The organism is Pseudomonas sp. efr-133-TYG-23, assembly GCF_030209215.1.
GTDB lineage: Bacteria > Pseudomonadota > Gammaproteobacteria > Pseudomonadales > Pseudomonadaceae > Aquipseudomonas > Aquipseudomonas rhodesiae.
Window position 1 is genome coordinate 78,530 of sequence record NZ_JARVSL010000008.1, and the last position, 14,266, is coordinate 92,795.

General features: G+C 61.1%; 12 protein-coding genes and 1 pseudogene. 8 read left to right on the forward strand and 5 right to left on the reverse strand.

Features of this window, described 5'->3' with window-relative positions:
* The first annotated feature begins 133 nt into the window (after positions 1-133).
* The 6 genes and pseudogenes from QRN41_RS04640 (at position 134) to xylB (ending at position 6,814) form a co-directional block, all read left to right on the forward strand.
* The gene (locus tag QRN41_RS04640) at positions 134-685 is read left to right on the forward strand and encodes a cytochrome b (protein ID WP_167417176.1); all 552 of its coding nucleotides are present in this window, start codon (positions 134-136) and stop codon (positions 683-685) included.
* A gap of 156 nt (positions 686-841) precedes the next feature.
* Positions 842-2,374: a sugar ABC transporter ATP-binding protein gene (locus QRN41_RS04645; RefSeq protein ID WP_034113700.1), complete on the forward strand. Its 1,533-nt coding sequence runs from the start codon at positions 842-844 to the stop codon at positions 2,372-2,374.
* A 13-nt stretch (positions 2,375-2,387) separates the two neighbouring features.
* Positions 2,388-3,356, forward strand: a complete 969-nt coding sequence (locus tag QRN41_RS04650) for an ABC transporter permease subunit (protein ID WP_094065826.1) — start codon at positions 2,388-2,390, stop codon at positions 3,354-3,356.
* A 34-nt stretch (positions 3,357-3,390) separates the two neighbouring features.
* Entirely contained in the window at positions 3,391-4,323 is a 933-nt protein-coding gene (locus QRN41_RS04655) for an ABC transporter substrate-binding protein (RefSeq protein ID WP_167417175.1), read from the forward strand.
* Positions 4,324-4,341: 18 nt separating this feature from the next.
* A pseudogene (locus QRN41_RS04660) lies at positions 4,342-5,337 on the forward strand (LacI family DNA-binding transcriptional regulator); the annotation flags it as partial.
* Positions 5,338-5,353: 16 nt separating this feature from the next.
* On the forward strand, positions 5,354-6,814 hold the full coding sequence (gene xylB, locus QRN41_RS04665; RefSeq protein WP_167417173.1) for a xylulokinase: 1,461 nt from the start codon (positions 5,354-5,356) through the stop codon (positions 6,812-6,814).
* A gap of 112 nt (positions 6,815-6,926) precedes the next feature.
* Here xylB and QRN41_RS04670 read toward each other — a convergent pair whose 3' ends face one another.
* Entirely contained in the window at positions 6,927-7,370 is a 444-nt protein-coding gene (locus QRN41_RS04670) for an Lrp/AsnC family transcriptional regulator (protein WP_094065686.1), read from the reverse strand.
* A 109-nt stretch (positions 7,371-7,479) separates the two neighbouring features.
* Between QRN41_RS04670 and QRN41_RS04675 the strand changes: the two genes are divergently transcribed.
* The gene (locus QRN41_RS04675) at positions 7,480-8,382 is read left to right on the forward strand and encodes a DMT family transporter (RefSeq protein ID WP_167417172.1); all 903 of its coding nucleotides are present in this window, start codon (positions 7,480-7,482) and stop codon (positions 8,380-8,382) included.
* Here QRN41_RS04675 and QRN41_RS04680 read toward each other — a convergent pair.
* Complete coding sequence (locus QRN41_RS04680; protein WP_167417171.1) at positions 8,360-10,339, reverse strand: peptidase U32 family protein; 1,980 nt, start codon at positions 10,337-10,339, stop codon at positions 8,360-8,362. The two genes, QRN41_RS04675 and QRN41_RS04680, sit on opposite strands and share 23 nt — an antisense overlap.
* 70 nt (positions 10,340-10,409) lie before the next feature.
* The gene (locus tag QRN41_RS04685; protein WP_034097850.1) at positions 10,410-10,790 is read right to left on the reverse strand and encodes a RidA family protein; all 381 of its coding nucleotides are present in this window, start codon (positions 10,788-10,790) and stop codon (positions 10,410-10,412) included.
* 189 nt (positions 10,791-10,979) lie between these two features.
* Here QRN41_RS04685 and QRN41_RS04690 point away from each other — a divergent pair, with 189 nt between their 5' ends.
* A complete protein-coding gene (locus QRN41_RS04690; protein ID WP_167417170.1) occupies positions 10,980-12,335 on the forward strand; it encodes a methyl-accepting chemotaxis protein in 1,356 nt (451 codons plus the stop codon).
* A gap of 56 nt (positions 12,336-12,391) precedes the next feature.
* Here the strand turns inward: QRN41_RS04690 and QRN41_RS04695 are convergent, their stop codons facing one another.
* Positions 12,392-13,261, reverse strand: coding sequence for an oxaloacetate decarboxylase (locus QRN41_RS04695; RefSeq protein WP_167417169.1), 870 nt, complete (start codon positions 13,259-13,261; stop codon positions 12,392-12,394).
* Between the two features lie 253 nt (positions 13,262-13,514).
* Positions 13,515-14,264 (reverse strand): SDR family NAD(P)-dependent oxidoreductase, encoded by a 750-nt coding sequence (locus QRN41_RS04700; RefSeq protein WP_285421221.1) that lies wholly within the window; start codon positions 14,262-14,264, stop codon positions 13,515-13,517.
* Positions 14,265-14,266 lie beyond the last annotated feature (2 nt).

The window sequence follows — 14,266 nt, forward strand, 5'->3', positions numbered from 1 at the left end:
TTTCTTAACGAAGTCTGAAGGTGGGCGTAAACATCGTCGTTCGGTCTTCAGACTGGCTTAAGACTGCCAGGGCAGGGTGGCGCGGACTTTCCAGGCCGGCCTCGGCCAACACTTCCTCAAAGGCGACTTTTCCATGAACCAATATTGGGTAACGCAGCGCTACGCCCGGTTATCGATGACCCTGCACTGGCTGATGCTGGCGCTGTTTGTCGGTGTCTATGCCTGCATCGAAATCAAAGGCCTGCTGCCTCGCGGCAGTGTGGCGAGGAGCTTCATGGCGGGCACTCATGGGCTGCTGGGGATGGGTATTTTCCTGTTGGTGTGGGTGCGCTTGCTCGGGCGTCTGGCTCCTCGTCCGGCCATCGTGCCGCGGCCTCCCATCTGGCAAACGGCGTTGGCGCACCTGATGCACCTGGCCCTGTATGGCTTGATGATCGTGACGCCGCTGCTGGCCTGGCTGATGCTTAGCGCCGGGGGCAAAACCCTGCCGTACTTCGAGTGGTCCTTGCCCGCCCTGGTGGCGATGGACCCGGACCAAGCCAAGGTGTTCAAGCACTGGCATGAGTGGCTGGGCAATGCCGGTTATTGGCTGATCGGCCTGCATGCGGCCGCCGGGCTGTTCCATCACTACTGGGTGCGCGACAACACGCTGATACGCATGCTGCCTAAATCGCGTAATCGCTGAAGTTGCGACAAATCAGCTTGATGAAACGTTTCTTCTAGCGACAAATGGCGCACGCAAGCGCTTGCGTAAGTAAATGTATCTGATTAGAGTCGGTGCCAATCGGCTCTGATCCAAAGGGGGCCGAACGACAAAAATAATAAAACCAGGAGCTCAGACATGAGCCTTGAACCCTTGCTGGAGATGCAGGGCATCAGCAAAACCTTCAACGGTTTGCGCGTGCTCAAAAATGTCGGCCTGAAGGTTTACCCCGGCGAAATCCACGCCTTGATGGGGGAGAACGGCGCCGGCAAATCCACTTTGATGAAAATCCTCTCCGGCGCTTATCAGGCCGATCCCGGCGGTGAAATCCGCATCGGCGGCGAGCCCATCGCCACGTTCAATCCCGCCACCGCCAAAGCCCTCGGCATCGCCGTGATCTACCAGGAACTGAGCCTGTGCCCGAACCTGAGCGTGGCTGAGAACATTTACCTGGGCCGTGAACTACGGCGTGGTTGGACCATTGACCGCGCCGGCATGCAGGACGGCTGCGTCGAGGTGCTGCAACGCCTGGGCGCCGAATTCACCCCGGCCACGCGGGTCAGCAGCCTGTCGATTGCCGAGCGCCAACTGGTGGAGATCGCCCGCGCTTTGCATGCCCACGCCAAGATCCTGGTGATGGACGAGCCCACCACGCCGCTGTCGTCCCGCGAAACGGATCGCCTGTTCGCGTTGATCAAACAGCTGCGCAGCCAAGGCCTGGCGATCATCTATATCAGCCACCGCATGGCCGAGATCTACGAGCTGTCGGACCGTGTATCGGTGCTGCGCGACGGCCAGTACATCGGCGAACTGACCCGCGAGGCGCTGTCGGCCGAGGTGCTGGTGAAAATGATGGTGGGCCGCGACTTGTCAGGGTTCTATAAAAAGGACCACGCGGCGTACGACCCCGGCGCCGTGGTGATGCGCGTGCGCGACATGGCCGACGGCAAACGCGTGCGCCAGTGCAGTTTCGACCTGCATGCCGGTGAGGTGCTGGGCATTGCCGGGCTGGTGGGGGCAGGGCGCACCGAGCTGGCGCGCCTGATCTTCGCCGCCGACCCGCGCACCAGCGGCACCCTGGAAGTGGTGGGCAAGACCGTCACCCAACTGCGCACCCCGGCGGACGCGATTCGTGCCGGCGTGGTGTACCTCACCGAAGACCGCAAGGCCCAGGGCCTGTTCCTCGACATGAGCGTGGCCGACAACATCAACGTCTGCGCCTGTGTGCCGGATGCCCGCGCCGGTGGTGTGCTCGACCGGGCGCACGCCGCGCAACGCTCGAATGACGCGATCAAGTCGCTGTCGATCCGCGTGGCGTCGGGCAAGGTCAACGTCGGCGCGTTATCCGGTGGCAACCAGCAGAAAGTCCTGCTGGCGCGCTTGCTGGAGGTCAAGCCCCATGTGCTGATCCTCGACGAACCCACCCGTGGCGTGGACATCGGCTCCAAATCCGAGATCTACCGCATCATCAATCAGCTGGCGCTGGCCGGGGTGGGCATTGTGGTGATTTCCAGCGAGCTGCCGGAAATCATCGGCACCTGCGACCGCGTGCTGATCATGCGCGAAGGCCAATTGGTGGCCGAAGTCGGCGGGGCTTCCGGCCACGCTATTTCCCAGGAACGTATTATCGACCTCGCCACCGGTGGCGATCAGGTGGCTGCCCATGGCTGACTCAAACAACACAATGACCCTCACACCCATAGGCAAAGCCGAACGCGCCCGCGAGCTGATGCGCACGGTCGGCATGTTGCCGGTGCTGGTGTTGCTGCTGGTGGGCTTTGCCCTGGCCAGTGAAAACTTCCTGACCTTGCAGAACCTGTCGATCATCACCCAGCAAGCCTCGGTGAACGTGGTGTTGGCGGCGGGCATGACCTTTGTGATTCTCACTGCCGGCATCGACCTGTCGGTGGGCGCGATCCTGGCGGCGTCGGCGGTGGTGGCGTTGCAGGCGTCGATGTCGCCGCAATTCGGTATGTTCGGGATCGCCGCCGGTATCGGCTTCGGGCTGTTACTCGGGCTGGTCAACGGTGGGCTGATCGCCTTTATGCGCCTGCCGCCGTTTATCGTCACCCTCGGCGCGCTCACTGCCATGCGTGGGCTGGCGCGGCTATTGGCCGACGACAAGACGGTGTTCAACCCGGATCTGCCGTTTGCGTTTATCGGTAACGACTCGATCCTTGGCGTGCCATGGCTGGTGGTGATTGCCGTGGCGGTGGTGGCGCTGTCGTGGTTTATCCTGCGCCGCACGGTGATGGGCGTGCAGATCTATTCGGTGGGCGGCAACCCAGAAGCGGCGCGGCTGTCGGGGATCAAGGTGTGGAAGGTGCTGTTGTTCGTCTACGCCATGTCCGGTGCGCTGGCCGGGCTGGGCGCGGTGATGAGCGCTTCGCGCCTGTTTGCCGCCAACGGCCTGCAACTCGGGCAATCCTACGAGCTGGATGCGATTGCCGCGGTGATCCTTGGCGGCACCAGCTTTACCGGCGGCGTCGGCACCATCGGTGGCACGCTGATCGGCGCGCTGATCATTGCCGTGCTCACCAATGGCCTGGTGCTGCTGGGGGTGTCGGATATCTGGCAATACATCATCAAAGGCATCGTGATCATTGGCGCGGTGGCACTGGACCGTTATCGCCAGTCCGGCGCGCGCACCTGATTTATCTCCTACAACAATCACAAGAGAGAAGCGCATGAACCTTAAACGCATCGTTCCCGTCATCGCCCTGGCCGCCCTGATGTCCCAGGCAGTACAGGCCCGTGAACTCAAAGCGCTGGGCATCAGCATGGGCTCGCTGGGCAACCCGTATTTCGTAACCCTGGCCGACGGTGCCACGGCGCGCGCCAAGGCGTTGAACCCCGACGTCAAGGTGACCTCGGTGTCCGCCGACTATGACCTGAGCAAACAGTTTTCCCAGATCGACAACTTCATCTCGTCCAAGGTCGACTTGATACTGCTCAACGCCGTCGACCCCTCGGCCATGGCCTCGGCGATCAAGAAAGCCCGCGACGCCGGCATCGTCGTAGTCGCCGTGGATGTGGACGCCAAGGGCGTGAACGCCACCGTACAGACCGACAACGTCGAAGCCGGCAAGCTGGCCTGCCAATACCTGGTGGACAAGCTCTCGGGCAAAGGCAATGTGATTATCCAGAATGGCCCGCAGGTCACCGCCGTGACCGACCGCGTCAAGGGCTGCAAAGCCGCATTGGCCGGCGCGCCGGACATCAAGGTGCTGTCCGACGATCAGGACGGTAAAGGTTCGCGCGAAGGCGGGCTGAACGTGATGCAGGGCTATCTCACCCGTTTCCCGAAAATCGACGGCCTGTTCGCGATCAACGACCCCCAAGCCATCGGTAGCGACCTGGCAGCCAAGCAGCTCAAGCGCAGCGGCATCATCATCACCTCGGTGGATGGCGCGCCGGACATCGAAAATGCACTGAAGAGCGATACGCAGATCCAGGCCTCCGCCAGCCAGGACCCGTGGGCCATGGCCCAGACCGCCGTGGATGTAGGCAATGACATTCTCAACGACAAAGCCCCGGCCGACGCGGTGACGTTGCTCACGCCGAAACTGATCACCCGCGACAATGTCGGCAGCTACAGCGGCTGGTCGAGCAAACACTGAGTCCGTCAGAGGAACCGTGCCATGGTCACCATGGACGATGTGGCAAGCCGCGCCGGGGTGTCGACTTCAACCGTTTCCCATGTGGTGAACGGCACCCGTAAAGTCAGCGCGGCGACGGTGCTGGCGGTGCAGCGTGCGATCCAGGATCTGGGTTATATCCCCAACACCCTGGCGCGCTCGCTGGCCCGTTCCAGCACCAGCACCATTGGCGTGGCGATTTCGGCGCTGTCCAATCACTACTTCAGCGAGACCGTGCACGCGATTGAAACCGAGTGCGCCAAGCACGGCTACATGATGCTGTTTGTCGACACCCATGATGACCCGCAGCAAGAGTTGCGGGTAGTGACGGCGCTGCATCATCGGCGTGTCGACGGTATTGTGCTGGCGCCGTCGAATGGGTCCCTGGCCCTGGAGTACCTGCGTGCCAACCAGATTCCGGCGGTGCTGGTGGATCGGATGATGAGCGCGCAATTTGATCAGGTCGGGGTGGAAAACGCGCGGTCCACGCAAACCTTGATCGAACACCTGATAAGCCACGGACACAGCCGTATCGGCTTTATCGCCGGGCGTGCGGGGTTCAGTACCACGGATGAGCGGGTGGCCGGCTACACGGCGGCGTTGCAGGCGGCGGGGTTGGCCGTTGATCCGCAGCTGTTGGTCAACGGCGGTTCCAGTACCGAGCCGGCTCGTCAGGCCACGGTGCAATTGTTGGGCCTGGAGTCGCCACCGACGGCGATTATGGCCGGTAATAACTTGATGACCCTGGGCGCGATGCACGCTCTGCGTGATGCGTACCTGGAGGTCCCGGCGCAGATGGCGTTGGTGGGGTTTGATGATTTTGATTGGGCAGACTTTTTCGTGCCGCGACTGACCCTGATCGCCCAGCCTGTGCAGGCGTTGGGTGCCCAGGCGGTCAATCTACTGCTGCAACGCATGGCGTCGCCCGCTGCGCCCACCCAGTGTGTGCGCCTGGCACCAACCCTGCGAATACGCAATTCCTGTGGCTGCCACTGATTGGAATCACATACGTATGAACAGTCCGGTTTCCTTGGGCATCGATCTCGGCACCTCTGAACTCAAAGCCATCCTGATGGACCTCGACGGCAACGTCCTGGCCCATGCCGGCGTGCGCCTGAGCGTTTCACGACGCCACAGCGGCTGGTCAGAACAGGCGCCGCAGGATTGGTGGCAAGCCTGTGTGCAGGCGCTGGGCCAGCTGCGCAGCCATCCGGCCTATACCGATGTGGCCTGTATCGGCCTGTCCGGGCAGATGCACGGCGCGGTGCTGTTGGGTGCGGACGACCGGGTGCTGTATCCGGCCATCCTGTGGGATGACTCCCGCGCCGTGGCCGAGGCAGAACGCCTGGGCGTAGATTTCGCCGATGTCACCGGCAGCCTGCCGATGGCCGGGCTTACCGCGCCGAAGTTGCTGTGGCTGCAGGAGCATGAACCAGAGGTGTTCAAGGCCATCGACTGCGTGTTGTCGCCCAAGGATTACCTGCGGTTGTGTCTGACTGGCGAGCGCATCAGCGAGATGTCCGACGCCGCCGGTACGCTGTGGCTGGATGTGGCCCGGCGCGAGTGGTTCATGCCGATGCTGCGCGCCACCGGCCTGGCGCCGTGGCAGATGCCTCGACTGGTTGAAGGCGGCGCGCCAAGCGCGCGGTTGACCGCGACGCAGCTGGGACTGTCGCCCGAGGTGGTGATTGCCGGCGGTGGCGGCGATAACCCGGTGGCAGCGGTGGGCATCGGTGCGGTCCATGCCGGGGACGGTTTCATCACCTTGGGCACCAGCGCGGCGATTGTGGCGATCACTGACCACGCCGCCGGCAACCCGGCCAGCGCGGTACATAGCTTCTGCCATGCGCTACCGGATCGCTGGTACACCATGGGCGCCATGCTCGCCGGTGCCAGTTGCTTACGTTGGGTCACGCGGTTGACCGGGATGGCGGATGAGCAAACCTTGCTAGCGCAGGTCCAGGCGCAATTACCGATCGAACAGGCCGTGCCGCTGCACACGCCGTTGTTCCTGCCGTACCTGGCCGGCGAACGCACGCCGCACAACGACCCCTTGTTGCGCGGCGGCTTTATGGGGCTGGGCCATGACTGCACACCGGCGATGCTCGGCTATGCGGTGATGGAGGGCGTCGGCTTCGGCCTGCTGGATGCGCTGCACGCGGTGCAATCGGCCGGTGCACAGGTCGGCGCCTGCGCTTTGGTAGGCGGCGGCGCGCGCAGCGAGTATTGGGCGCAGTTGCTGGCCAACATCCTGCAACGGGAGATCTACACGTTGCACGGCAGTGAACTGAGCGCCTGCATCGGCGCGGCGAAACTCGGGTTCATGGCAGTGGGCGAGGGCGCAGACTTGCTGGGGGCAGGTATGCCAATCAAGGCGCGCTACTTGCCGGATGCGACACAGAGGGATGTGTTGCAAGCACGCTATCGCCAGTTTCAAGGGCTCCTGAGCGCTGCCAAAACGTTGAGCGCCTGACTTTTTGCGGTGAGGGGGCTTGCCCCCCGATAGCGATGCGTCAGTGACAGTTGGGCTGACTGACCACTGAAGCGAGGGCAAGCCCCCCTCCCGCATTGTGGTCTTAAGTGATTTATTGATCCGCCAATGGCGGCAGTCGACGTTTGACCGGGGTTTTCTTGACGATGGCGGTGTTGGTTTCAGCGTAGGCATTGATACGGTCGAGGAGGGTGTCCAGGTGATCCATGGTGCGCACGTGCAGGCGCGCGATAAAGCAATCTTCGCCCGTCACTTTGTCGCACTCGGTGAATTCGGGAATCGCCTGGATCTGACGTTCTACCTCCTGCAATTTGCCCGGCAACGGGCGGATGCGCACGATGGCTTGCAGCAAATAGCCGAAATGTTTAGGGTCGATGGCGACGGTGTAATGAGTGAGCACACCGCGTTCCTCCAGGCGGCGCAAGCGCTCGCCCACGCTGGGGGAGGACAGCCCGGTGATGCCGGCCAAGGCTTTGAGGGACAGGCGTGAATCGTCCATCAAGGCGGTGATCAGCTGCTGGTCGATGGTATCGAGCATAGGTTTTGCCTAATAAATAAAGGTGAACACAGTGTTTTGCCTTTTTCAGGCGCTGGAGCGGCGAATAAGCAGATTGCCATAATTGAGCCTCACTTGAGGAGCTTCAATCATGGAACCATCCATTCGTCGCGGATCGTGGGAAATGATCGCCGCCATGCTTATCTCGGGCACTATTGGCTGGTTTGTGCTGGTGTCGGGCGTGTCGGTGATCGAAGTGGTGTTCTGGCGTTGTTTGTTCGGCGCATTCGCGCTGTTGCTGGTGTGCGCGCTGCTGGGGTACCTGCGCTCGGATCTGCTAAACGGCGCAGCACTCGGCTTAGCCATCATCAGTGGTGTGGCCATTGTCGGAAACTGGTTGCTGCTGTTCGCCTCTTATTCCCGCGCATCGATTGCCATCAGCACGGCGGTGTACAACGTGCAGCCGTTCTTGCTAGTGCTGCTGGCAGCGGTGTTTTTGCGAGAAAGTATCACGCTGCAGAAACTGGTATGGCTGAGCATAGCCTTTGCCGGCATGCTGGCGATTGTCGCCGCCCATGGTGAGCAAACGGACGGTGGTGATTACCTTGCCGGAATTGCCCTGGCCCTGGGGGCAGCGGTTTTGTATGCACTGGCCGCGTTGATCATCAAACACTTGAAAGCGGTGCCGCCACATTTGCTGGCCTTGATCCAGGTGACTACCGGCGCGGTGCTGCTCGCCCCCTTGGTGCCATGGAATAGCATGCCGGTGACGACCACTGCGTGGGCGGCATTGCTCGCCCTTGGCGTGGTGCATACCGGGTTGATGTATGTGTTGTTGTACGGAGCGATTCAAAAGCTGCCGACGGCGCTGACCGGCGCGCTGTCGTTTATCTACCCGATCGCGGCGATCTTCGTCGATTGGATCGCCTTCGGGTATCGTCTGGGCTGGCTGCAATGGCTAGGGGTGGCGGCGATTCTGCTGGCGGCGGCGGGGTTGCAGCGGGGCTGGTGGTGGCCCGGCTCCCGTAGCGTCAGTGCGTGCCCTGATAGATAAGTTTGTCCGGGTTGAAGTGTTCGACCACGCTGCCGGGTTGCGGCAAGCCCAGGATGTGGCCCTTGATCTTGCCCACCACATGCATTTCACACGGCTTGCAGTCGAATTTCAGGGTCAGCACTTCGTCGCCGTGGATCAATTGCATCGGCGCCACCTTGGTCTTCACGCCCGTGACGCCCTTGGCCTGTTTAGGGCACAGGTTGAACGAGAAGCGCAGGCAGTGCTTGGTGATCATCACCGGCACTTCGCCGGTTTCTTCATGGGCTTCGAAGGCCGCGTCGATCAACTTCACCCCGTGGCGGTGGTAGAAGTCGCGGGCTTTCTGATTGTAGACGTTGGCCAAAAACGACAGATGCGCTTCCGGGTACACCGGCGGCGGTGTGGTTTCGGCCTTGCGCCCACCACGGGGGTGCGCCGCGATACGGGCGGCGGTCAGCGCTTCGATGACTTCGCGGCGCAGTGCCTTGAGTTGCGAGTTGGGGATGAAGAACGCCTGCGGCGCATCCAGCTCGATGGCAGTGGCGTGGTATTCGGTGGTGCCCAGTTGGCCGAGCAGGTCGCGCAAGGTATCCAGCGCCTGTTCCGGTTTGTTGGCCACGCCGAACGGGCCGGGCAGGGTGACGCTGGCGCTGATGCCTTCCTCGCTGGTCGCGGTGACGTGCAACTGCTCTTCACGCAAACGCGCGACCCAAGCAAGGCCGATACGGCGCTCGGCCGAGGTCTTGAGCAGCGCCTGCTGCCAGTTATGGTCGAGGTTGCGGTTCAGCGGATGGTTGGGGCGCAGTTGGTGCAGGCCGGCCGGCATTTCATTCGGCTCGACGCGATAGCGGTAGCGCTTCTGGCCGTCTTCCTCGAACTCGCCCTTGGGCTCGGCGATGTTGGCGCGGAACCCCACCACTTCACGCTTGACCAGCACGTTCAGGCCATCGCCATTGGACAGTGGCTCATGGGTAACCACTTGCAGGTCGCGCTTGCCGGCTTTTTCCACCAGACCCACCGGCAGCCCGGTGAAAGTCGGGGTGTCGAAGGCGCCGATGTCGATCTTGCGCTCGCTGACAAAGTAGTCGGTGCTGCCACGGTGGAAGGTTTTTTCCGGGTCGGGCAGGAAGAAATGCGCGGTGCGGCCGCTGGAGGCACGGGCCAGGTCCGGGCGGTCTTCGAGGATGTCGTCCAGGCGCTGACGGTAGTAGGCGGTGATGTTCTTCACATAGCCCATGTCCTTGTAGCGACCTTCGATCTTGAACGAACGCACACCGGCCTCCACCAGCGCGCGCAGGTTGGCGCTCTGGTTGTTGTCTTTCATCGACAGCAGGTGTTTTTCAAAGGCCACGACGCGGCCTTGGTCGTCCTTCAAGGTGTACGGCAGGCGGCACGCCTGGGAGCAATCGCCGCGGTTGGCACTGCGGCCGTTCTGCGCGTGGGAGATATTGCACTGCCCGGAGAACGCCACGCACAGTGCGCCATGAATGAAGAACTCGATGGCGGCATCGGTCTCGTCGGCGATGGTGCGGATTTCCTGCAGGTTCAGCTCACGGGCCAATACCAGTTGGGAGAACCCGGCCTGATCGAGAAACTTGGCGCGGGCCAGGGTGCGGATATCGGTCTGGGTACTGGCATGCAGCTCGATGGGCGGGATATCCAGCTCCATCACCCCCAGGTCCTGCACGATCAGCGCGTCGACACCGGCGTCGTAGAGCTGATGGATCAGCTTGCGCGCCGGCTCCAGCTCGTTGTCATGCAGGATGGTATTGATGGTGGTGAACACCCGGGCGTGGTAGCGGCGGGCGAACTCGACCAGTTGAGCGATATCGCTCACTTCGTTGCACGCGTTGTGGCGCGCGCCGAAGCTGGGGCCGCCAATATAAATGGCGTCGGCGCCGTGCAGGATGGCCTCGCGGGCGATGGCCACATCGCGGGCAGGGCTGAGCAATTCCAGGTGGTGCTTGGGCAAGGACATAGTTTTTTTAGTCAGGCTTGTCACGGTTGAGGCGCGCATTGTAGCCGTGAAATGCCTGACCGGCATCACTTCAAGCCTTGGCCGCCATCGCGGTGACTTCCACGCGCATGCCCTCTACCGCCAGCGCCGCGACGCCAACCGCCGCACGCACGGGCCAGGGCTTGGCGAAAAATCGTTTGTAGACCTCATTGAAGGCCGCGCGATCGGCCATATCCGTCAGATAAATGGTCAGGTGCATCACCCGATCCATGGAACTGCCGGCTTTTTCCAGGGCGACTTTCAGCGCTTGCAGCGTGCATTCGCTTTGCAGGGTGATATCCCCCAGTTCCAGGCTGCCGTCGGCGCGAGTCGGGATCTGGGTCGACACCAGGATACCGTTGAAGCCGACAACGTCGGAAGAAATGGACTCGGCATCCGGGTCCGGAGTGTAAGACAGATCGTGGTTGGCCATGGGCACCTCTGGTGGGCAAAAACACAAAGGCGCCATGGTCCTCGAAATCATTGGCCAGGGCAAACCGAGGGCTATGGCAATACGCTTTTTTGACGCCAGAAAATAAAAATTAAAGCCGCGTAAAGTCGCTAAATCCGGGGCCGATAGCTACTTTAAGAAGCAGGTTCTCCGTACGGCAGAGGGTTCGTCATGTTCAATAACGCATTAAAAACAGAACTGGCGGCCAGGAAGGCCGAAGTCAACGAATACAAAGGGCTGAACGCTGCGTTGGAGCGCTCCATGGCGGTGGTCGAATTCGACCTGAATGGCAAGGTGCTGCGGGCTAACGACAACTTCATGAAAACCATGGGTTATAGCGCCGATCAACTGGCCAACAAATCCCATCGCGACTTCTGCTTGCCCGCACTGACCAACAGCCCAGCCTACAGCGAGTTCTGGGCGGATCTGCGTGCCGGCAAATTTGTCTCGGGGACCTTCAAACGGGTGGGTGCCAACGGCAAAACCGTCTGGTTGGAGGCCAGCTACAACCCGGTGCTGGATGAACGTGGCCAAGTGCTGAAAGTGGTCAAGTATGCCCTGGACGTCACCAGCAAGGTCGAGCAGGAAGCCGCAACCCGCAGCAAACTCGCGGCGCTGGACCGTGCCATGGCAGTGATCGAGTTCGATCTGAGTGGCCATGTACTGGACGCCAATCCCAATTTCCTCAATGTCATGGGTTACTCCCTGGCCGAGCTCAAGGGCAAGCACCACCGCATGTTTTGCGAGCCGAGCCTGGTCAACAGTGGCGAATACGCCGACTTCTGGCGCCGCTTGAACAACGGCGAATTCTTCACCGGGCAATTCAAGCGCATCGGCAAACATGGCCGCACGGTGTGGCTGGAAGCCAGTTACAACCCGGTGTATGACCTGGACGGCACGCTGCTGAAAATCGTCAAGTTCGCCAGCGATATCACCGAGCGCGTGGAAAAATTCGAGGAAGACTCGCGCGGCGCCTCGCGTGCCTACCATATCTCTTCGGAAACCGAGCGGTTTGCCGAACACGGCACTCAGGTTATCCACGACACCGCCACGGAAATGCGCCGGATTGCCGAAAACATCGGCGCCTCTGCGCGATTGGTGGGGCAGTTGGGTGACCGTTCGGAGCAGATTACCGCCATCGTCAATACCATCCGCGGCATTGCCGACCAGACCAACCTATTGGCCCTCAACGCGGCCATCGAAGCGGCCCGCGCCGGTGACCAGGGGCGCGGCTTTGCGGTGGTGGCCGACGAGGTTCGCCAGTTGGCCGGTCGCACCAGCCGTTCCACGGCGGAAATCGCCGAGATGATCGGCATGATCCTGTCGGAAACCCGCGACGCGGTGAGCAGCATGAATGCCACCCAGGAAGGCGCGCAGCGTGGCGTCAACCTGGCGGATCAGGCGGGTTCGGTGATTCTGCAGATACGCACCAGCACCAGCGATGCCGTGAAGGCGGTGAGCATGTTTGCGTCGAAGCTGGATGAATCGGAAGTGATTCCGAAAACTGCGGTGGGCTGGGTTGGCTGACCGAGGGGCAGACCCGCGTGGGAGGAGGGGGCAGCCCCCTCGATCCACGGGGGTAGTTACTCTTTTACGTCCATGAATTCTTTGGCCCAGGCTACGTAGCTCTCGGGCAACGTATAGGTGTGGGTCAACTCGGTGGCACTGAGGTTCGAAGTGCTGTGGGTCAGTTGGCGTTGGGCGCGCAGGCTGTCGTAGGTCGCCTTGATCGCCGCGAAGTACGCGCCATGGCCGGCCACAATGACCCGCACACCCAGGCTGGCCAGGCGTTGCGCGTCGTTGAGTTTGGGATTGCCGTAGGTCACCAGCATCAACGGCACCGTGAGGTCTTCCGCAATTTTCTCCAAGTGCTCGAAGTCGCTGACGCCCACCATGCAGATGCCATCGGCACCGGCTTTCTGATAGGCCAGGGTGCGTTCGATCACCGCTTCGGTCGGTAATACGCCGGCGTTGGTGCGGGCAATGATCGACAGCTCTGGGTCAACCCGCGCTTCCAGCGCCGCGCGAACTTTACCGATACCTTCGTCTATGGAAATTAAATCCGTGGACTTGCGCCCGAATTGCGCCGGCAGCAGCGTGTCTTCGATGGTCAGTGCTGCAACGCCGGCACGTTCCAGTTCTTCAACGGTGCGCATCACATTCAGCGCATTGCCGTAACCGTGATCGGCATCGGCAATAAAGGGCAACTGCGCGACACGACCGATGCGGGTGGCTTGCTCAACGAACTCACTCAGCGTGATCAACGCAAAATCGGGGGCCGCCAGAACCTGCAACGAAGCCACGGAGCCGCCCAGGATACCGACCTCGAAACCCAGGTCGGCGGCAATCCTTGCCGACATCGGATCAAACACGGAAGCGGTTTCAACGCACGCAGGCGTTGCCAACAATTCACGAAAATTAACGCGCAAGGCTGAGTGGGACTTTTTTGGCATGATCTTTCCTGGTTGGGGCCATTGACGACATACGATCAATGCCTATTGGTAGACGTGTGAGACTACCACGTAGGAAAACGCGGGATTATGACGTTTGAGAATGGGGTATGCGGGAAGCACATAGGGCGGGGTTGATGATTTACATCCAAGACCCTGACACATAATTTAACATAATATACATTATGCGTAATTCAATGTTACATAATCAGAGGCGATGCCCGTCACATTTCAACGGGCAAAACCCCTCGCTGTGTCAAACCTGAGCGAACCCGCCATCCACGAACATCTCGCTGCCGGTCATAAAACTGCTTTCGTCCGACGCCAGGAACAATGCGGCCGCTGCCACCTCTTCGGCTTGACCAATTCGGCCCAGAGGAATCTGCCCAGTCATGTCGTCAATGATTGCGTCTTTCTGACCGGTGCCGCTCAATGCCAGGTCCAGCCCCGGTGTCGAGATCGGTCCAGGAGAAATAACGTTGACGCGAATGCCTGTTCCTTTAAGGTCCAGCGCCCAGCTTCTGGCGAAATTGCGCAGTGCCGCCTTGGTTGCGCTGTAAACGCTGAATGCTGGTGTGCCCATGGTGCCAGTCGTAGAACCGGTGAGCATGATCGAGCTGCCGGCGCTCATCAGTGGCAGCGCGTTTTGCACGGTGAACAGTGTGCCTTTGACGTTGATGCCAAATGTGCGGTCGAACGATGCTTCGGTAATTGAACCGATAGGCTCGAAATCACCTAGGCCTGCGTTGGCGAATAGCACATCAATCCGACCCTTAGTCGCCTTGATCTGCGCGAAGATGCGTTCCAGATCACCCAGTTTGGCAATATCACCCTGGATGGCGATGGCGTGCGGGCCGATCAGGTCGAGCGCCTTGTCGAGTTCTTCTTGCCTGCGGCCGACGATGACGACCTGCGCGCCTTCCTGCGCAAAGCGAATCGCGCTGGCCAAGCCTATGCCGCTGTTGCCACCGGTGATGACTGCAATCTTGCCGTTGAGCCTGCTCATGT

What these genes read in the sequence shown, in the direction of transcription:
- QRN41_RS04655 (WP_167417175.1), top strand. Translation starts at nt 3,391, where the DNA reads ATGAACCTTAAACGCATCGTTCCCGTCATCGCCCTGGCCGCCCTGATG.
- QRN41_RS04675 (WP_167417172.1), top strand. Translation starts at nt 7,480, where the DNA reads ATGGAACCATCCATTCGTCGCGGATCGTGGGAAATGATCGCCGCCATG.
- QRN41_RS04670 (WP_094065686.1), bottom strand. Translation starts at nt 7,370, where the DNA reads ATGCTCGATACCATCGACCAGCAGCTGATCACCGCCTTGATGGACGAT.
- QRN41_RS04690 (WP_167417170.1), top strand. Translation starts at nt 10,980, where the DNA reads ATGTTCAATAACGCATTAAAAACAGAACTGGCGGCCAGGAAGGCCGAA.
- QRN41_RS04640 (WP_167417176.1), top strand. Translation starts at nt 134, where the DNA reads ATGAACCAATATTGGGTAACGCAGCGCTACGCCCGGTTATCGATGACC.
- xylB (WP_167417173.1), top strand. Translation starts at nt 5,354, where the DNA reads ATGAACAGTCCGGTTTCCTTGGGCATCGATCTCGGCACCTCTGAACTC.
- QRN41_RS04685 (WP_034097850.1), bottom strand. Translation starts at nt 10,790, where the DNA reads ATGGCCAACCACGATCTGTCTTACACTCCGGACCCGGATGCCGAGTCC.
- QRN41_RS04650 (WP_094065826.1), top strand. Translation starts at nt 2,388, where the DNA reads ATGACCCTCACACCCATAGGCAAAGCCGAACGCGCCCGCGAGCTGATG.
- QRN41_RS04695 (WP_167417169.1), bottom strand. Translation starts at nt 13,261, where the DNA reads ATGCCAAAAAAGTCCCACTCAGCCTTGCGCGTTAATTTTCGTGAATTG.
- QRN41_RS04700 (WP_285421221.1), bottom strand. Translation starts at nt 14,264, where the DNA reads ATGAGCAGGCTCAACGGCAAGATTGCAGTCATCACCGGTGGCAACAGC.
- QRN41_RS04645 (WP_034113700.1), top strand. Translation starts at nt 842, where the DNA reads ATGAGCCTTGAACCCTTGCTGGAGATGCAGGGCATCAGCAAAACCTTC.
- QRN41_RS04680 (WP_167417171.1), bottom strand. Translation starts at nt 10,339, where the DNA reads ATGTCCTTGCCCAAGCACCACCTGGAATTGCTCAGCCCTGCCCGCGAT.